Origin of the sequence: Shewanella vaxholmensis (assembly GCF_031932135.1) — a bacterium.
Classification (GTDB): Bacteria; Pseudomonadota; Gammaproteobacteria; order Enterobacterales; family Shewanellaceae; genus Shewanella; species Shewanella hafniensis.
In genome coordinates, this window is the sequence record NZ_JAUOEV010000015.1 from 74,924 (window position 1) to 94,880 (window position 19,957).

13 protein-coding genes and 1 pseudogene are annotated in these 19,957 nt (G+C 48.3%); 6 read left to right on the forward strand and 8 right to left on the reverse strand.

All coding sequences use genetic code 11. The features are described from left to right. Positions 1-64 precede the first annotated feature (64 nt). The 4 genes from acnD to Q4Q46_RS13825 all read right to left on the reverse strand — a co-directional run bounded on the left by acnD (position 65) and on the right by Q4Q46_RS13825 (position 5,676). On the reverse strand, positions 65-2,668 hold the full coding sequence (acnD, locus tag Q4Q46_RS13810) for a Fe/S-dependent 2-methylisocitrate dehydratase AcnD (RefSeq protein WP_311906240.1): 2,604 nt from the start codon (positions 2,666-2,668) through the stop codon (positions 65-67). Positions 2,669-2,748: 80 nt separating this feature from the next. Further along, entirely contained in the window at positions 2,749-3,876 is a 1,128-nt protein-coding gene (prpC, locus tag Q4Q46_RS13815) for a bifunctional 2-methylcitrate synthase/citrate synthase (protein ID WP_259579353.1), read from the reverse strand. Positions 3,877-3,972: 96 nt separating this feature from the next. Continuing rightward, the gene (gene prpB, locus Q4Q46_RS13820; RefSeq protein ID WP_006083473.1) at positions 3,973-4,851 is read right to left on the reverse strand and encodes a methylisocitrate lyase; all 879 of its coding nucleotides are present in this window, start codon (positions 4,849-4,851) and stop codon (positions 3,973-3,975) included. Positions 4,852-4,908: 57 nt separating this feature from the next. Beyond that, positions 4,909-5,676: a GntR family transcriptional regulator gene (locus tag Q4Q46_RS13825; protein WP_012090443.1), complete on the reverse strand. Its 768-nt coding sequence runs from the start codon at positions 5,674-5,676 to the stop codon at positions 4,909-4,911. 367 nt (positions 5,677-6,043) lie between these two features. On the opposite strand from Q4Q46_RS13825, the pseudogene Q4Q46_RS13830 reads away from it, so the two are divergent. After that, positions 6,044-6,340 (forward strand): annotated as a pseudogene (locus Q4Q46_RS13830) (2-thiouracil desulfurase family protein); the annotation flags it as partial. A 7-nt stretch (positions 6,341-6,347) separates the two neighbouring features. Here the strand turns inward: Q4Q46_RS13830 and yihG (Q4Q46_RS13835) are convergent. The 3 genes from yihG (Q4Q46_RS13835) to Q4Q46_RS13845 all read right to left on the reverse strand — a co-directional run bounded on the left by yihG (Q4Q46_RS13835) (position 6,348) and on the right by Q4Q46_RS13845 (position 9,838). Continuing rightward, positions 6,348-7,292 (reverse strand): 1-acylglycerol-3-phosphate O-acyltransferase, YihG family, encoded by a 945-nt coding sequence (yihG, locus tag Q4Q46_RS13835; protein ID WP_012588763.1) that lies wholly within the window; start codon positions 7,290-7,292, stop codon positions 6,348-6,350. 13 nt (positions 7,293-7,305) lie between these two features. Beyond that, on the reverse strand, positions 7,306-8,202 hold the full coding sequence (gene yihG / locus Q4Q46_RS13840; protein WP_311906241.1) for a 1-acylglycerol-3-phosphate O-acyltransferase, YihG family: 897 nt from the start codon (positions 8,200-8,202) through the stop codon (positions 7,306-7,308). 109 nt (positions 8,203-8,311) lie between these two features. Beyond that, positions 8,312-9,838 (reverse strand): YifB family Mg chelatase-like AAA ATPase, encoded by a 1,527-nt coding sequence (locus tag Q4Q46_RS13845; protein ID WP_106649161.1) that lies wholly within the window; start codon positions 9,836-9,838, stop codon positions 8,312-8,314. Positions 9,839-10,052: 214 nt separating this feature from the next. On the opposite strand from Q4Q46_RS13845, the gene Q4Q46_RS13850 reads away from it, so the two are divergent. The 4 genes from Q4Q46_RS13850 to paeA all read left to right on the forward strand — a co-directional run bounded on the left by Q4Q46_RS13850 (position 10,053) and on the right by paeA (position 16,870). Next, positions 10,053-11,198, forward strand: coding sequence for a DUF1963 domain-containing protein (locus Q4Q46_RS13850; protein ID WP_311906242.1), 1,146 nt, complete (start codon positions 10,053-10,055; stop codon positions 11,196-11,198). 745 nt (positions 11,199-11,943) lie between these two features. Next, positions 11,944-12,972 carry an ABC transporter substrate-binding protein gene (locus Q4Q46_RS13855; RefSeq protein ID WP_311906243.1) on the forward strand — a complete coding sequence of 343 codons (1,029 nt, stop codon included), beginning with the start codon at positions 11,944-11,946 and terminating at the stop codon, positions 12,970-12,972. Positions 12,973-13,017: 45 nt separating this feature from the next. Continuing rightward, the gene (locus Q4Q46_RS13860) at positions 13,018-14,802 is read left to right on the forward strand and encodes a sensor domain-containing diguanylate cyclase (RefSeq protein WP_311906258.1); all 1,785 of its coding nucleotides are present in this window, start codon (positions 13,018-13,020) and stop codon (positions 14,800-14,802) included. 751 nt (positions 14,803-15,553) lie between these two features. Further along, complete coding sequence (gene paeA, locus Q4Q46_RS13865; RefSeq protein ID WP_107946304.1) at positions 15,554-16,870, forward strand: polyamine export protein PaeA; 1,317 nt, start codon at positions 15,554-15,556, stop codon at positions 16,868-16,870. Here the strand turns inward: paeA and ilvY are convergent. Next, positions 16,867-17,739, reverse strand: coding sequence for an HTH-type transcriptional activator IlvY (ilvY, locus tag Q4Q46_RS13870; protein ID WP_311906244.1), 873 nt, complete (start codon positions 17,737-17,739; stop codon positions 16,867-16,869). The genes paeA and ilvY overlap by 4 nt on opposite strands. Before the next feature lie 260 nt (positions 17,740-17,999). Between ilvY and ilvC the strand changes: the two genes are divergently transcribed. Further along, the gene (gene ilvC, locus Q4Q46_RS13875) at positions 18,000-19,478 is read left to right on the forward strand and encodes a ketol-acid reductoisomerase (protein ID WP_311906245.1); all 1,479 of its coding nucleotides are present in this window, start codon (positions 18,000-18,002) and stop codon (positions 19,476-19,478) included. The last annotated feature ends 479 nt before the right edge of the window (positions 19,479-19,957 follow it).

Consider the following 19,957-nt stretch of genomic DNA (forward strand, 5'->3'; position numbering starts at 1 on the left):
AGGTTAGTGTCGATATCAAAGGCGGTGATGCTCATTTGGCATGACCGCCTTTTTAGCGCGAGTGTTACTTCAGGTTTGACTCTAAAAAGTCCTGCGCGAAGCGTTGCAATACGCCGCCCGCCTCGTAGATTGAGACTTCTTCGGCGGTATCGAGACGACAGGTGACGGGCACTTCGATGCGCTCACCGTTTTTACGGGTGATTACGACGGTCAAATCCGCTCGTGGCGCTGGCGTGCCGAGGACATCGAACACTTCGGTGCCGTCGATGGTGTAGGTTGCGCGATTGTCGCCGGCTTTAAATTCCAGCGGCAACACGCCCATACCCACTAAGTTAGTGCGATGAATGCGCTCGAAACCTTCGGCAACAATGGCCTCAACGCCCGCTAAACGCACGCCTTTGGCGGCCCAGTCGCGCGACGATCCTTGGCCGTAGTCTGCGCCCGCTATGATGATCAGCGGCTGCTTACGTTCCATATAGGTTTCAATCGCTTCCCACATGCGGGTCACTTGGCCTTCGGGCTCGATACGCGTTAGTGAACCTTGTTGCACTTTACCGTCAACGATTGCCATCTCGTTTTTAAGTTTAGGATTGGCAAAGGTCGCGCGCTGGGCGGTTAAGTGATCGCCCCTGTGGGTGGCATAGGAGTTAAAGTCTTCCTCCGGCAAGCCCATTTTGTGCAGGTATTCGCCCGCGGCGCTGTCGAGCATAATGGCGTTCGACGGTGATAAATGGTCTGTGGTGATGTTGTCACCCAGCACCGCTAGTGGCCGCATGCCCTTGAGTGCGCGCTCACCCGCCAATGCGCCTTCCCAATAAGGTGGGCGGCGAATATAAGTAGATTGCGGACGCCAATCGTACAGCGGACTAATTTGCTCGCCGTAATCGACGGCTAAATCGAACATAGGCTCGTACACTTTGCGGAACTGCTCAGGTTTAACGCTGGTCGCAATCACGGCATCGATTTCTTCATCCGATGGCCAAATGTCGATAAGTTTGACTGGATTGCCATCATGATCTAATCCCAGCACATCCTTTTCGATATCGAAACGTATGGTGCCAGCTATCGCGTAGGCGACGACCAATGGCGGCGAGGCCAAAAAGGCTTGTTTAGCATAGGGATGAATACGGCCATCAAAGTTGCGGTTACCCGATAACACTGCGGTGGCGTACAAGTCGCGGTCGATCACTTCTTTTTGAATCACAGGATCCAGCGCGCCGCTCATGCCGTTACATGTCGTGCAGGCAAAACCAACAATGCCAAAACCGAGCTGTTCAAGCTCTGGTAATAGCTTGGCTTCTTCCAAATACAACTGCACCGCTTTTGAGCCGGGGGCCAGTGAGGTTTTGACCCAAGGTTTACGAGTTAAGCCTTTGGCGTTGGCGTTGCGGGCAATCAGACCGGCGGCAATCACGTTGCGCGGGTTACTGGTGTTTGTGCAGCTGGTAATCGCCGCGATAATTACAGCGCCATCAGGCATTAAGCCGGGTTCGTTTTCGACTACGCCGCTAATTCCGCGCTCAGCTAATTCTGATGTTGGCACCCGTGCATGTGGGTTTGATGGCCCTGCAATGGTGCGCACCACCGAGGATAAATCAAAACGCAGTACCCGTGGATAGTGCACTTCAGTCAAGCTGTCGGCCCACAAACCTGCGGTTTTAGCATAGGTTTCAACCAGCTTAACTTGCTCGGCTTCGCGGCCCGTTAAGGTCAAATAATCAAGTGTTTGCTGGTCAATGTAGAACATGGCTGCGGTGGCGCCAAATTCAGGCGTCATGTTTGAAATCGTGGCGCGATCGCCTAATGTCAGCGCCGCTGCGCCTTCACCGAAGAACTCTAAGTAAGAGGAGACGACTTTTTGTGCGCGTAAAAATTCGGTTAAGGCTAATACTATGTCAGTGGCCGTAATGCCAGGCTGCGGTCTGCCCGTGAGTTCGACACCGATAATGTCCGGCAGACGCATATAAGATGCGCGCCCCAGCATCACGCTTTCGGCTTCTAGCCCGCCGACACCAATGGCGATAACGCCCAGAGCATCAACGTGCGGCGTGTGGCTGTCGGTGCCAACTAGAGTATCGGGGAAGGCCACGCCATTGCGAGCATGCACCACAGGCGACATACGCTCTAAGTTAATTTGGTGCATGATGCCGTTACCCTGAGGGATAACATCAATGTTTTTAAAGGCTTTTTGCGTCCAATCAATAAAGTGGAATCTGTCTTCGTTGCGTCTGTCTTCGATGGCGCGGTTTTTAGCAAAGGCGTCTTTATCGAAACCGCCAAATTCCACCGCCAGTGAGTGATCGACAATTAATTGAGTTGGCACCACTGGGTTCACTTTAGCGGGATCGCCCCCTTTAGCCGCAATCGCATCACGCAGGCCTGCAAGGTCAACTAAGGCGGTTTGCCCCAAAATGTCGTGGCAGACCACGCGGGCAGGAAACCAAGGGAAATCAAGTTCTTGCTTAGATTCGATAATTTGTTTCAGCGAGGCGGTTAAGTCCGCAGGTGTGCAGCGACGGACTAAGTTTTCAGCCAGCACGCGCGAGGTATAAGGTAGCTTGGCGTAGCTGCCTGGCTCAATGGCTTCCACGGCTTCGCGGGTATCGAAATAATCGAGTTTGGTGCCGGGTAAGGGCTTGCGATATTGGGTATTCATAGCAGTGTTCATAACATCATCCATTTCGGAAAATGAAGTTGGCGCGAGACTATCCTTTAACAGAAGTCTCGCGCCAGAGTCGTTAGCTTGGCTTAACGGTTGGCAATGGGGACGACTTTGCGTGGTGCCACGCCCACATAATCGGCACTTGGGCGGATGATGCGGTTGTTAGAGCGTTGCTCCATCACGTGCGCAGCCCAGCCCGTTACCCGTGAACACACGAAGATAGGCGTGAACAACTTAGTCGGAATGTCCATGTAGTGGTACGCGCTGGCGTGGAAAAAATCTGCATTACAGAAGAGTTTTTTCTGTTCCCACATCAGGGCTTCACAGGCAACCGATACGCGGTATAGACGGTCGTCACCGTTGGCGGCAGCCAGTTTTTCTGACCATTCTTTGATGATGGCATTACGTGGATCGCTATCGCGGTAAATCGCGTGGCCGAAGCCCATGATCTTATCTTTACGCTCGAGTTTGCCCATTAAGATGTCGCGGGCATCGGCTTCATCTTTCATGTCTTGGATCAGTTCCATCGCCGCTTCGTTCGCGCCGCCATGCAGCGGGCCGCGCAGTGAACCAATGGCGCCAGTGACGCATGAATGCATGTCTGACAGAGTTGAAGCACAGACGCGAGCGGTAAAGGTTGATGCGTTAAATTCATGTTCTGCATAAAGAATCAAGGATACGTCCATCACTTTTGCATGCAGTTCAGACGGCGCTTTACCGTGTAATAAATGCAGGAAGTGGGCGCCAATTTGGTCGTCATCGGTTTCAGTGTCGATACGCACACCGTCGTGACTAAAGCGATACCAGTAACAGATGATTGATGGGAAGGCGGCTAATAGGCGATCGGTGATTTCACTCTGTTCGCTAAAGTTGTGCTCGGCTTCTAAGTTACCTAGCATAGAGCAGCCAGTACGCATCACATCCATAGGATGAGTCTCGGCAGGAATGCGCTCTAATACTTCTTTTAAGGCTTGCGGCAGACCGCGAAGGCCTTTGAGTTTGGTTTTGTAGGCATCAAGCTGGGCTTGAGTGGGCAACTCGCCGTAAAGAATGAGATAGGCGACTTCTTCGAAGGTGGCGTTTTCACCGAGATCTTTCACATCATAACCGCGGTAAGTGAGGCCCGAGCCTGACACGCCCACTGTGCTTAATGCGGTTTCGCCTGCGCTTTGGCCACGTAGTCCTGCGCCGCTTAACTTTTTACCTTCTGACATAATGTAATCCTTCCGTTAACGCTATTTGATTATTGCCAGCGCCGAGCGCTGACGTTTATTGGTTAAGGCTGCTGGTGTAGGGCGGCAGCTTGTCGGTTATTTATCTTGGCTAAACAGTTGATCTAACTTGTCTTCAAAGGCGTGGTAGCCCAAGTACTTATACAAGTCTTTACGAGTCTGCATAGTGTCGAGTACGTTGCGTTGATGACCATCATTCATCAGCGCTTGCATAACGTTCAGTGCCGCTTGGTTGGCTGCACGGAAAGTACCGAGTGGATAGAGCACCATGTCGGCGCCTGCCTGCGCGAGTTCTTCTTTATTGAACAATTGGGTTTGACCAAATTCAGTCATGTTGGCCAAAATCGGTGCTTTGACTTGCGCTTTAAAGTGGCGATATTGGTCTAGCTCAGTTAAGGCTTCGGCGAAGATCATATCGGCACCGGCGGCGATATAGGCTTGCGCGCGTTCGATACCGGCTTCTAAGCCTTCAACGGCAACTGCATCGGTACGCGCCATGATCACAAAGTTAGGATCGGTACGGGCATCGACGGCCGCTTTAATGCGATCGACCATTTCTTCTATGCTCACGACCGCTTTGTTAGGTCTGTGGCCGCAACGCTTTTGCGACACTTGGTCTTCCATGTGCACAGCGGCGACGCCGACTTTTTCGAATTCTTTGATGGTGCGAGCAATGTTGAATGCGCCGCCCCAGCCAGTATCGATATCGACCAATAAAGGCACTTGTGTGGCTGAGGTGATACGACCGGCATCGATCAGCACGTCGTTCATTGAGGTCATGCCTAAGTCAGGCAAACCGTATGAAGCATTGGCAACGCCAGCGCCCGAAAGATACAAGGCTTGGAAGCCAGTTTGCTCTGCCATCAAGGCAAAATAGGCATTGGTGGTGCCAACGATTTGTAACGGTTTAGCCTTAGCAAGAGCTTGGCGAAAACGTAATCCTGCGCTTTGGGTCATGGTCTTGTCCTTATCCTTTTCCATTTATGGGAAGTGGGCATATTGAGCCGTATAAACTTAGCTGATGTTGGCTAAGGTTTCTTTTGCGGCTGCATTGGCTTGCAATTCAATTAAGCGTAATTCGGTATTTTTACGCCCCTGTTCGATATGGCGGCGCATCAGCAAACTGGCGAGTTCACCATCGCGCTGGGCAATGGCTTCGACTATGCGTCTGTGCTCGGCAATGGCTTTAACGGGGCGATTTTTATTGGTGCACTGGTAGCGGTACATGCGCAGCAGGTGATACAGGCCGCCGACTAAGGTTTCCTGCAGATGTTTGTTACCGCTGGCTTGAATAATTTGGTAGTGAAAATCGACATCGCCTTCCTCTTGGAAGTAGGTATCACCCTTAGCGAGCGCCGCATCTTGCGTTGCGAGTAAATCTTCTAACTTGGCTAATTGTTCAGGGGTGATACGACTGGCGGCGAGTTCGCATGCCATGCCTTCAAGCACGCTACGCAGTTGATATAAGTCGTTAAGTTCGCTAACTGTCAGCTGTGCTACGCGGGCGCCAACATGGGGTGCGCGCACTACTAAGCGTTGTCTTTCTAAGGTTTGCAGGGCTTCGCGAGTCGGGCCGCGGCTGATACCGTATTTTTCGGCCAGCGCTTGCTCGTTAATCTTGCTGCCCGCAGGCAGTTCGCCCTTGATGATGCTGGTTTGGATCTGCACCAGAATTTGATCGGCGAGTGTGGTCGACGTTTTATCTGCCGAGGTCGATTTGACCTTATGCAGGTGGGAAACATGTGTGTCATCAGAAACGAACGTCGTGTCTTGCTTCAACATAGAGCGCATCACTATTAATAGGATTGTCGACAATGGGTAAAAAATAGCCCTCTCTCAGTGGATTGTCAACAATGTGTTTACTTAGACGTAAGTCTACATTCTAATTACTTTTTATTTATTGCCATGATTTTTATGGTTTTATTTTAATTCGTTCGTTTTTAGTATTTTAGCTTATGAATTTTTAAATATTAAATTGTCAACAATGAAGTGGTTTTTGCCGTCCGTTCTTGTTGCAGGTGTTGATGGCTTTGGGGGAAATCGTCCAAATGCATTTTGCATGTTTGTCCTTCGCGTTATGCTATGGGCGGAATGACACGCTTGGAGGTGACAGTGGCAAAAGTGTTAGTGAGCAGTTGTTTACTCGGGCAAGCGGGTTGGGCAGCGTATCTTAACCGTTCAGAGTGAGGATGTGACCTACGCTTTTAGTCTGGGAGCCGATCTCGCGCTTAAGCTGGCGCAGCAACAAGGGATTAAAGTGGCGATTTTAAAAGCCCGTAGTCCATCCTGTGGGAATAAGCAGATTTACGATGGTCAATTTGTAAAACAGTTAATTGCGGGGCAAGAATTAACGGCTGAAAAACTCAGCGCAGCAGGGATAACCGTATTCAATGAATTGGAGTTATTCGCTGCAGCGGCATGCGTTGCTGAACTAGAGCAAAGCTAGAGACGAGCTAGCTTGCTTGAGTGTGATTAGTGCTGGTGGCGCTATCCGCGACATTTTGATTTGTTTGCAGTAACGCATGAATTTGTTGATCTTTTTCCGCCCACACTTGGTTTAACCAGCGTTGGAACTCGACGCGATACTCAGACTCAGAGAAATAACGCGTTGGATCGACTTGAGGTACGGGCAGGGCGTTGATCCGCACGATAATCTTGCTGACCTTGCCGTTCATCACCCCAAACAGAATATCGTCAGGCGCATCTGGGTAGACAATTGTCATATCCAGCAGGTTAGTAAATTGCTCACCCATGGCCGATAGGGTAAAAGCGATTCCACCTGCTTTAGGACGTAACAAATGTTGATAAGGCGAGTTTTGGCGTTGATGTTTATCACGGGTAAACCGGCTGCCTTCAACATAGTTAATGATTGACGTGGGCATATTTTTAAATTTTTCGCAGGCGCGGCGTGTGGTCGCTAAATCTTTGCCCTTAAGCTTTGGGTTCTTCTTGAGTTTTGCTGGGCTGGTTCTGTTCATAAATGGCATATCCAGCGCCCAACAACCCAGTCCCATAATCGGCACATAGATGAGTTCTTTTTTGAGGAAGAACTTCAACATAGGAATATGGTTGCGTAACACATAAGTTTGCGCGGCGATATCGAAGCCACTGAGGTGGTTGCTGATCAGCAAGTACCAGCTGTTTTTATCGAGTCCTTCGAGCCCTTCGACATCCCACTCAATTTTAGCGATCAAATACAAGATGCCACCGTTGCAGCAGGCCCACGCCCACATAAAACGATTCATAACCGCAGTCACCGCATTACGTGCACTTTGCGCTGGCATCACGAGTTTTACGACTCCGCCTATGCTGATAAGCGAGCCCCAAACGGCGGTATTAATGATCAGCAAGCTTAAGCTCAGCATAAACAACACTGGCCCGGGCAGGAAATTCAACATAGTGGCGTTACCTTTATTCTTTATTCGCTTGGCTAGCGAGTTGGCTTAACACTTGATCCTTAGTGAGCCAGAGTTGATTCAGTTGTTCTTGGAAGCCAATTTTAAAATCGCGGTCATTCATATAATCGCCGCGCATCGCAGGATCAATATCAGAAACCTTGATGTGTACTTTAACGCTTGGCAACTTACCTGTCAGGTAGTCCCAATAGCTTGGCACTGAGTCTGGGTAATAAATGGAGACATCGACTAGCTTGTGGATCTGTTCACCCATGGCCGATAGCGCGAAGGCCATGCCGCCTGCTTTAGGTTTTAACAAATGTTGGAACTGTGAGTTCTGCTTTTGATGTTTAGCTTTACTGAAGCGCGTGCCTTCGACAAAGTTCATCACACTTACAGGTTTAGCCTTGAACTTAGCACAGGCTTTACGTGTAATTTCAATGTCTTTGCCCTTTAGCTTAGGGTTTTTACGTAGCTGTGCCGTGCTATAACGGCGCATAAACGGAAAATCGAGCGCCCACCAAGCTAGGCCTAAAATCGGCACAAAAATCAGTTCTTGCTTGAGGAAAAACTTCAAGAAAGGGATTTTTCGATTAAAAATCCGCTGCAGGATCAGGATATCGACCCAAGACTGGTGGTTGGCTATTACCATGTACCACTCTTTAGTGGAAAAGTCGGTGTCACCACTCAGTTCAATCTTAACGGGATGTAAGCAGCGTTCAATTACGCCATTAACACTGATCCAAGCGCTGGCACAAAAATCGAGTACATGGCTAGTTGCAGTCCTTAATGGACTGATATGTATCAGTTTTATAAAACTGACCAACAGGATTGGGATAGTCCAAAAGACGGTATTTATAACGTAGCCTAAAAATGCGATACAGCCTTTTATCTGTGAAAACAGCGTTCCCATCCGAGCCCCCTGACAAAAATTGGAGGCCTATGTTACTCGGTGTCGGCGTTTGGCTCAATCTTAGGCACTGCTGGTCGGTGCATTTGTTAACATTTATTCTCGGGCAAACTTAATATTGCTGGGATAAGCGGGCGAGTAATCTATCCATAGCGCGATAACCCAGTGCTTGGGCAATATGGCGGCGTTCTGTGTTAGGCACTTGTTCCAGATCGGCAATCGTGCGCGCAACTCTTTGTATACGATGAAAACTGCGAACCGAGAGGCCAAGCTTTACCACGCTTTGCTCCAAAAACACTAAATCAGCGTCACTGAGTCCGCTAAAGCGTTTCAATTGTTTCCCTGTGAGTTCACTATTGAGCACGCCAGCGCGGGCGAGTTGCAGCTCACGCGCTAGTTTCACTCGTTTGGCGATATCTTGGCTGGTTTCTGTCTGCGGCGCGGCTTGAGTTAATGTACCCGCGGGGAGTTTGGGGACTTCAATGGTTAAATCGAAACGGTCGAGAAACGGGCCTGAAAGCCGCGAAAGATAACGCTGAATTTGTTCTGGGCTCGATCTGTGTTGGCTATCGATATCGCCACTCGGGCTGGGATTCATCGCCGCGATTAATTGGAAGCGACTCAAGAATGTTAGCTTAGCGGCGGCGCGGGAAATCACTACTTCGCCGGTTTCCATCGGTTCGCGCAGGCAATCTAAGACTTTACGCGGAAATTCAGCCACTTCATCCAAGAATAATACACCGCGATGGGCGAGGGAGATTTCACCGGGTTTTGGAATACTGCCACCGCCCACGAGGGAAATCGAAGAACTCGTGTGGTGCGGCGCCCGAAAGGGTCGCTGTAAAAAATGCTGCGGCTTAATGTCGAGTCCAGCAACGGAATGAATTGCTGCTACTTCTAATGCTTCCTCATAATTAAGCGCTGGCAATAGCGCCATCATGCGACTGGCAAGCATGGTTTTGCCCGTACCTGGCGGGCCAAGCATCAAGAGGTTATGGTTTCCCGCCGCGGCAATTTCGAGTGCTTGCTTGGCCTGATATTGGCCAATCACATCGCTTAGGCAAGTATGGGACTCGGGCGTCTCTTGGCTTATCCATTCTAATTGTGGCGCTAACGTCGGCAGTTGGTTTTGCCCCTGTAAATAAGCGGCCAGACTCTGCAGGTGCGAGCCAAACAACACATTGGGATAGCCGACTAACTCGGCATCGTGGCGATTATCCAGCGGCAATATCAAGGTATGGTCTTGGCGCTTTGCGGCGATAATCGCCGGTAATAATCCTTGGCAATAACGTATGTGCCCAGACAATGCCAGTTCACCGACAAACTCGAGATTTTTTAGGCTATTAAGGGGGATTTGTTCTGATGCGGCCAATATGCCTACGGCTATGGGTAAGTCGTAGCGGCCACCTTGTTTAGGTAAATCTGCTGGCGCGAGGTTAACGGTTATCCGCCGCATCGGAAATTCGAATCCCGCATTGATCAGTGCGCTGCGCACCCGCTCGCGAGCTTCTTTTACCGACGCTTCGGGTAACCCCACCAGATTAAATGCCGGTAAGCCATTGCTCAGATGCACCTCAACTGTGACTTGGGGTGCTTCGACCCCACAACTGGCTCGGGTATTGACGCAGGCAATCGCCATAAACAAATCCTTTTGTTGTTCATTTCGCACAGAATTTGAGTGTAGCAGTAATTGACGTTAGGGGTTTTCGATTAACTTGGTCATTCGCCTCATCAGTAAGCTGCTGAATCTGGCTATACCGTTCCCGTGATAGCTTTGGCAAATTGCCATATTGGACGATAGCAAATAGTTGATAGAAATGATAAAAAGCAAACATTGGAGTCCTGAGGTCAATATGGATATGTTGTTAGCAGAAAATTCCCCCATTCGTCAGCAGCTGCTAGAGCAAAAGTTGGCGCAGTTTAAAGACCCGCATCTTGCCCATACGCTTTCGGCATTTATTCGAAGTAGTGTCGATCTCTATCCCTGTGCAATCGAGGACTATACCCAGTTAGGTAATAGCCGACTGGGTGGATTGCCGGATTTGCCTGTTGGCATGGATTATCCGGTGACTTTGGTCGGAAGGGAGGAGATGTTGGATGGCTATGTTGAGAGCTTTGGCCATACCCGCGAGTTTATTAATGAGCATTGGCGGGAGGACTGGCAGGACGATTGGGAGACAGATGAGGCGCATCTTTGGGATTGGGACGAGGCTGCGCAAGCCTTCCGTGTGCCCATGCAATTTATCGCACAAATCAATTGTAGCGACCTGAAGGCTTTTCAATCTTATTTACCTCGAGAAGGGCGATTGTTGTTCTTTGTGGAGCGCTGGCGATTCTCGGAAATGCTTCGCGGCCATGTCTATTATGTCGCTGAGGATCAGCAGCTTAACTCTGGGGAAGCGATTGCCGAACTTAAGTTCGACGATGCGGTATGTGCAAACTATGAGTATGAGGCGGCTTATCAACTTCAGGGGATTGCCAGCATTAAGATGATAGCCCCTGACATGATTAATAGTGACAACCCGCATTTAGTAAAGTTAGCCAAGGCACGTTTACAAGCGCTACCAGAACCGCAACAAGCTATGGTGCTGGAGGCTATAGCGGTTGTGGATGATGAATTGGTACCAGAGTGGCAAGATCAGCTCAAGGGCTATGAGCTGATACAATTGAATGAGCACGGATTCATCCCTGGCCAGATTCTCACTCAATCGCAATGGACTAATACCGAGTGGCAGCCATCCAGCTTGCAGTCATTGCTGGTCCCCGAGCAGCCGCTGCCGTATTACAATGGTATCGCCAGCATTAATGGCCATGGCGATAGCCGCTATAAAGCCCCCGAACTCCACGCTGCGGCTGAGTTAGGCGGCAATGCCGAAGATTATCTAGTACTGTTCAAAGTCGTCTACAGTGAGCATTCTATGCAATTGAATTTTATTATCCACAGGGATGATTTAGCGTTAGGAAAATTCGATCGCATTTACTGCATTTATGATTATTAGCGTATTGAAAGGTTGGCTATAACCAACCTTTTTGTTTGGCGATGCGGGCTACGCAGCACTTGGAGTACATAGAGATGATTGGAGATGTATGTTGCGACCGACTAAAAGAAGAGTCGCACAATTTCGTGCCTTTGAGTGAATATGAGTTATAAAGGATTGATTCTGGGAGAAATGATCACGACTGAATAGATTAAGTGATTGATATTGATATTTATATTTAATTGTTTCAATCGGTTAATGGAGATTAGTCAACCTATGCCATTATATGAGGGCATCGTTGAGCAGCCTCATTTGGTTTACCCTCCAATGAAAATCATGGTTCAAATCCCCCAATCTTGATTCACCTCGGCCGTTAGGCCGCATTAACGGCTAGAATGAACTCGTGTACCTTGTGACTCTTTATAACGAACCAAGACGAACCAACAACTTCCCTTTTAAAACGTTTAGGTCCCTGTCATTTTCTACGTGGTTAAGCCGTAAGACTGACCCATAAGAGAGTCTGCAATGACTTATAAATATTCTACTACGGATCCACGCGATTTCTTTATACAGACAGGGTGTTGGAATAAATAGTCAGCATATAAAGTATACTTTGTATCATTTTGTGGTTTAATCGAAACATCTGCTGCTGGTTTTAGCAACATTTTGGGCGGCGATGCGGTAACAAGGTTGTGAATCGATAATAATAAAGTGACCTCTTGTGAAGGATGACATTTGAGGGAACATGGTCGAGGAGAACTCGCCTATGCGTTCGTGGATGTTAGCGTGTGTGTTTATCTGTACTGCGGGGTTTGGTGGGGCAGTTTGGGCTAAACTCGATGTCGTATTTTTTAATCCCGGGGCTGTCGATGACAGTTTTTGGGGGGACGTCGACCAATTGATGCTGGAGGCGGCGACGACACTCGATATTAAGCTCGAAATCATTCATTCCGATCGCAATCATTTCAAGATGATCACCCAACTCGATGAGTTGTTAGCCTCCGCAAAGGCGTTACCTAATTACGTTATTCTGGTTAATGAAAAACAATCCGCGATAAAAATGCTGCAAGCGCTTTACTCCCACCCCATCTATGTGCAATTGATTTTAAACGATATTTCTATCGGTGAACGTGATGTTTTACTGCAAGATCCCCATTGGCAAGAATATCTGTTACCCGCCATTATTCCCGATAATTACGCTATAGGTTCGGCGACCGCTAAGGGCTTAATGGACGACTTAGAGGGAAAGCAGGCTAAAGTTTTGTTGATTTCGGGCGATAAGTCGACGCCTGCTTCAGTACTTCGTACCCAAGGTGCCAGCGATTATTTCTTTATGCAGCCCAATGCCACTCTGACTCAAACGGTTTATGGCCAATGGAGTGACGCAGTAGCTTATGGTCAAGCGCTCACTCTGCTGAACCGTTATCCCGATCTAAACGTGATTTGGACCGCCAGTGATCGTATGGCAATTGGAGTGCTTAAAGCATTGAAGGAAAAAGGCTTAGTCTCGGGTAAAGATGTATTTGTCAGTACGATCAATACGTCACCTGAGATTTTACAGCTTTGTCGCAAACACGCGGTGAGCATTATTGGTGGCGGGCACTTTATGGCTGGCGCGTTAGCTTTGGTCGAGTTGCAATATTATCAGCAGCATAAGCGCTATATCCCCTATGAAAATGTCACCTTGTTCGGCGTTTTACTGCCTGATTCGGCATTTTATCAAATGTTAGTTGCTCGGGATTGGCCGCAGATTTTCCAGTCTCAGATTTTGAATAAGTTGCCCTTCAAGGCGTAATAACGGGTGTACATGAAGCATCGAAATCATTCTATTAGTCATAAGATGACGCTGACCATCATCGGGGTGAGCTCATTTTTTGCCGTGTTAACTATGCTGGTGCAGTTGATTTGGAACTATCAGGATAGTATCGACAATGCCACGTCGGATATCCGTGAATATTCAGAATCTATTCTGCCGAGCGTGGCGAAGTCGCTGTGGGATGTCGACCGCAGCCTGCTATCTGATTTGCTCTCTGGTTTAGGGATGATGCCGTTAGTGTCGAGTGTGCATTTAGACAGTATCGACGGCGTTACTATGCAGCTGGGTAAACCGCTGTTAACCGATGATGAGTCGCAAACTCTATTTCATTATCCGGTGACTTATCAAGACCAGCCGATCGCTACTTTAACCGTAGGCTTAGACACCAACCAGCTTTACTACGAGCTGTGGCGGCAGTTGATTTTTATCGTACTCGGCAATGGTTTAAAGACCCTGCTGATGATCTATTTGATCTTGACCTTAGTGCGACTCATGGTGACAGATAGACTGTCGGCATTGGAAGATTTTACTAATAAAATCAATCTAAAATCGTTAAAAAAGTTGTCTGTTCCCGAGACGGTGACCGCCAGTCCTGACGAGATTGCTCATGTGGCATTGTCGCTTAAGGCCATGTACCAAAGGATACGCAACGACCTCGCTATCAATAAACGCCATCAACGTGCGTTACAGCAACAGCAGCATTTATTGTCGGACTTAGTGAAAGAGCGGACCAAAGAACTGGACTGGCAGTCGCAGTCGAATCAGTTGCTGGCAGAGATTTCGTTGCAATTTTTGAGTATCGATACCTGCAATGTAGATAAAACCTTAGCTGAGGTGTGCCACAAAATCGGTCAGTTGTTTGATGTTGAGAGGGTGAGCATTCTCGAATTTCATCAACAGCATGCTTATTACCGCAGTTTTTGGACCAGCGAGTTACATGCTAACAAGGTCCAAGGGATTTCGGTGGACAACATTACTCAGCTTGCTAAAAAATTCGAGACAGAATCGACCTTAGTGATTGAGGATCTTGAGGCGTTAAAGGGCTTCTCTCCACAGGAATATGAGGTGATGAAATCCGTGGGCATTTGCTCGATTGCCGCCTTTGCGATTAAAAATGCCGGAGAGTTATTGGGATTGCTCTCGCTGTCGACGGTGTCGCGGCCACTGAATTGGAATGCCCAGAAAAAGAATATGCTGACTCAGTTTGCCTCCGCATTGAACGAGTTACTGCTGCGCGAGCAAAAAGAGCGGCAGATGATAGTGCTGCAACAAGCGCTGGTTTCTGCCAATACTCAATTGAAAGAAATGGCCGAAACCGATGAGTTGACTGGGTTAGCGAATAGACGCCCTTTTACCGAAAGGCTAGAGGCTGTGCTACAGACCAAGACGCCAGCGGGGCTGTTGATGTTGGACGTCGATTATTTTAAATCCTATAACGACACTTATGGTCATATTGAAGGTGACCTAGTGCTTAAGCGTGTGGCGGATGCCTTAGCGCAGTGCGATATCCTGCCGCACAATGCTTTGTTGGCGCGCATCGGGGGCGAAGAGTTTGCCTTAGTCGTTGAGCACGTCTCACCTGCGCAGTTAACGGCTATTGCCACGCAACTGTGTTATCTCGTCGAGCAACTCAATATTCCCCATCAAGCATCACCGTTGGCAGCGGTAACGATTAGTATTGGCAGCGTGTTTTTGCCATTAGATAAGGTCTCGGGACTTAAGATGCCCGACGTGTTACGCCGTGCCGATGTTTGTCTCTATCGCGCTAAGGATAAAGGGCGTAATAGGGTCGAAGTTGAAGTGATTTAATGGCATAGGGGCAAGTCAGCCTTGTACCTATACCTATTGCAGTCTTTTGTTGCTCGGCACCAGTTGAGTATTGCTCCATCATTAGGTGCTCTCTGCGCTTAATAATTGGGATTAAGCCTCAAATTGTCCTATCTCCATGCTTAAGTAATGTTTAGGTCATCAGCGTCCGTCATTTAGCCATCCGGCGATATTTAGGCTAAATCAGCTGAGCCTCTTTATGTCACAGACCGCATTCAATCATGCTAACTAATTGATAACATTTGCATGAAACTGTGCTGTAGATCCATCGTTAAGATAAAAATTACTCAAGGTGAGGTAATATTAGGCGGCAAATGAGATATAATCTGTCGCCCATAGTCGATTTACCGATGCACTCTGAGTGACATCCATGCTGCCATTCTGGACGTATTTCTCGTAACGCAACTAAGCAAAAGCCACGACTGCCTAGTCAATTCCATTGGCTTAAATGTACGTTCTAGCAGCTCAATATCAAAGCCACCGCACTGAGATGTCTTTATGATGTCGAGTCGCGCCTAAGCCGTGAATTTGCAGATATACTCAGAGCAGCCTAAAACGGCAATGTAAGTGCTTTTTATCTTAGGGTAGCAAGGAGCTGGCGCAGCCGTTTGAACGGTTTGTAGGCTGGATAACCCCTAGCAAACTGTGCCCCAATTAAATGAATTCAGCTGACTCGCGAGCCATAAAGCGCGGGTTGGTCCTAGTTAGTCCAGTGTTAAATGAAAGGTGTTACATGAGTCTCTTTGATAACGTGATGATTATATTGTGCCTAATCGGCGCGAGTTGTTTCTTCTCTATGTCAGAAATTGCACTTGCCGCTTCACGTAAAATCCGTTTACGTCAATTGGCCGATGAGGGCGATGCCCGCGCAGAAAAAGTGTTGCAGTTACAAGCCGTTCCCGGCAGCTTTTTTACTGTGGTACAAATCGGGCTTAATGCCGTTGCTATCATGGGCGGTATCGTCGGTGAGTCGGCATTTCGACCTTATTTCTATGAATTACTATCGCCTTTGCTGACCGATCCTTGGTTGAGCCAACTGAGCTTTATTTTGTCCTTTGTTGTCGTCACCAGTGCCTTTATTCTGGTGGCGGATTTGATGCCAAAACGCATTGCCATGGCGATGCCTGAGCCAGTTGCATTAGCCGTTGTTGGGCCTATGTCTTTCTGTATTGTGCTATTGCGTCCATTAGTATGGTTTTTCAATGGCATGGCGAGCGGCATCTTTAAACTGCTGCAAATCCCAACCGTGCGTAACGATGCTATCACCTCCGACGACATTTATGCCGTGATGAATGCAGGCGCCGAAGCTGGAGTTTTAGATCGCGGTGAACAACAGATGATGGAAAATGTGTTTGAAATGCAAACTGTTTCTGTAACCTCTGCCATGACGGCCCGTGAAAGCTTAGTGTACTTTTTACTGCAAGATAGCGAAGAAGATATCAAGCGTAAGATTTCTGAAGATCCCCACACTAAGTTCCTCGTCTGCGATGGTCAGTTAGATATGATCAAAGGCTTTGTGGATGCAAAAGAGCTGCTGATCCGAGTGATTAACGGTGAGAATATTACCTTAAAAGGCAGTAATTTAGTCCACACTTCGCTGATTATTCCCGATACTTTGAGCCTGTCAGAGGCGATGGAATATTTTAAGAATAGCCGCGCCGATTTTGCCGTAGTAATGAACGAATATGCCTTAGTGGTGGGTATTGTCACGACCAACGATTTACAACGCGCCGTGATGGGGGCTTGGTCATTGCACGAGAGCGAAGAGCAGATTATCGCCCGCGATGGTAACTCTTGGTTAGTCGATGGGGTAACACCGATTACCGACGTGATGCGCGCCTTCGGCATCGAAGAATTCCCGCATAATCAAAACTACGAAACCATTGCCGGTTTTATGATGTATATGCTGCGTAAAATCCCTAAGCGTACCGATTTCGTCAACTATGCGGGCTATAAATTTGAGGTGGTCGATATCGATTCTTACAAGGTCGATCAGTTGTTGGTGACCCGTATCGATCCTATCGATAAGCTCAACTCGCCGGATGTTTAAATCACATCCAAAAACGCATTGACTATGGGATCGTCGAGCCGCTTTACTTTGCAGCAGCAACCTAACTCGAAGGGCGGTATTACAACGGGAGAAGCGAGTAACTGAATGCGATCCCGCACTGGGCTGTTATTGATCACCACTTCTGGGCTCATGCTCACGCCGCAGCCCAACGCCACCATTGAGGCGATCGCTTCTTGGCCCGAGACTTGGGCGTAAATATTAGGGCTGATGCCCATTTGTTTGAACCAGTTATCGGCGCGGCGACGTCCGGGCCCGTGGTCGGGAATGATAAAGGGCACACTCGACCAATCTATGGGCGTTTGGCTAATTTGCTGCTGCACCGCGCAGCGGATAGTCGGCGCGATAATCGACAGCGGTACATCGTCGATTTTGGCAAAGTGCAAGCTGCTCGGAAACGGATCGGGCAGGGCGGCGATGGCGATGTCGGCGCGATTCTGTTGTACTTCGGCCAGGGCGTTCGCCGCATCTCCCGTGGTTAAGGCTATCTCGACGAAGGGATGTTCTTGGCGGAATAAATCCAATAAACCCGGTAAATGACTGTAGGCAGCAGTGACCGAGCAATACAGATTTAACCGACCGCGCAGTACGTCCTGCTTGAGATCGATACTGTGCTTGAGCGTGCTCCAATGGTTCAAAGTCTGCTCGGCAAACAGCTTAAACTCGCGTCCCGCGTGGGTTAAGGTCACACTGCGATTATCCCGCTCTAACAGCTTAGCGTTCACTTCCTCTTCCAATCTTTGCAGGGCTCGGCTTAAGGTCGATGGGCTCACATGCATCTGCTCCGCCGTTTTGGCGAAGTGCAAACTGTCACATAAGTGCAAGTACAATTTGAGGGTACGAATATCCATGATCTTATCCTGTTTAGTTTGAACTTAAGCCTAGCTTGAGTGACGGCGTGATTGGGTGCTGCATATTGGTGCCGATATTACTGTCAGTGTTATGAATCCATGATTGCCGTTGACGTTGCGAATAATGCAATATTAAGTTTCGAATATATCATTTTAAGCAATGATAAGCATGGGTTATAGTGATTTCAATCACAACCAAGCCGTAACATTATGTTAGTTTGGTTGCGTCCAAAATTTCTGACTTATAGGTGGTATATCAGATGGCTAACTATTTTAACTCTCTGAATTTACGTCAACAATTAGCACAGCTTGGCCAATGTCGTTTTATGGATCGCTCTGAGTTTAGCGACGGCTGTAACTACATAAAAGATTGGAATATTGTTATTTTAGGTTGTGGTGCTCAAGGTCTTAACCAAGGCTTGAACATGCGTGATTCGGGTCTGAATATCTCTTTTGCCCTGCGTCCTGAAGCGATTGAACAGAAACGTGCCTCATGGCAAAAAGCAACCGATAACGGTTTTTGTGTCGGTACCTTTGAAGAATTAATCCCTGCGGCGGATCTGGTGCTTAACCTGACGCCGGACAAACAGCATTCCAACGTGGTTAACGCGGTTATGCCACTGATGAAGCAAGGCTCTACCTTGTCTTACTCACATGGCTTCAACATAGTTGAAGAGGGCATGCAAGTTCGTCCCGATATCACTGTAGTGATGGTTGCGCCTAAGTGCCCAGGCACTGAAGTGCGTGAAGAATACAAACGTGGTTTTGGTGTGCCTACCCTTATCGCAGTTCACCCAGAAAACGATCCAAACGGTGACGGCTTAGAGATTGCGAAAGCCTACGCCAGCGCAACGGGTGGCGACAGAGCCGGTGTTTTACTGTCGTCTTTCATCGCCGAAGTGAAGTCGGATCTAATGGGCGAGCAGACCATTCTGTGCGGTATGCTGCAGACGGGCGCCATCTTAGGTTACGAGAAAATGATCGCCGATGGCGTTGAGCCAGGCTATGCGGCCAAGCTTATCCAGCAAGGTTGGGAAACGGTTACTGAAGCGCTGAAACACGGCGGCATCACTAACATGATGGACCGTTTGTCTAATCCAGCCAAGATTAAAGCATTTGAAATTGCAGAAGATTTAAAAGAAATTCTGCAACCATTATTTGAAAAGCACATGGATGACATCATCAGCGGCGAATTCTCCCGCACTATGATGGAAGACTGGGCGAACGATGATGCGAACTTGCTGCGTTGGAGAGCGGAAACTGGCGAAACAGGTTTCGAAAATGCGCCTGTATCGAGCGAGCATATCGACGAACAAACCTATTTCGACAAAGGTATTTTCCTTGTCGCTATGATCAAAGCGGGTGTGGAACTGGCGTTCGATACCATGGTGTCTGCGGGTATCGTGGAAGAGTCGGCCTATTACGAGTCACTGCATGAAACTCCACTGATCGCCAACACGATTGCCCGTAAGCGTTTGTACGAAATGAACGTAGTGATTTCAGATACCGCCGAATACGGTTGCTACCTGTTCAATCACGCCGCCGTGCCTATGCTGCGCGATTACGTTAATGCCATGTCACCTGAGTATTTAGGTGCTGGCCTGAAAGACAGCGCAACCGGTGTCGACAACTTAACGCTCATCGCAGTTAACGAAGCGATTCGTGAAACGGCAGTGGAATATGTTGGTGCTGAGCTTCGCGGTTACATGACAGATATGAAGAGCATTGTTGAGGCCTAATTGAGTTTTAGCTGAGATTTAGTTGAGCTTAAATTAAACCCAACATTGGGGGAGAGGGTTGAGACTTAAAGGACTTAGGTCTCAGCTCAGTTCCCAAGCAATCTCATGATGGTGAAACGCGCATCTTGAGCTTGCTTAGTGATAAATCAGTTTAGTGGAAACCAAATTTTTTCCTGTTCAGTGGGTTGTCGAGCGGGCAAAAACGACATTGTTAGTGAGTGAATCTTCGGTGAGCGTTCGATGGTGAATGGGCGTTCAGTGAATGAATCCAGCGGTAGGCGCATCGCGCCGACTGAGGCTCAACAGTTAACGTTTTACTTTGTTGTTTTGCATTGTCTCGGCAGGGAAGCTGAATTTTTTTTGACAAGAGATATTTTTTATTGTGTTTGGCTGTCGCTTTATGGTAAAGCTAATAGCTCGCGGTAGGGCAAAGTCCAAAGCGAAACTAACTTTCATGCAATACCCCAATTTTAGAAACA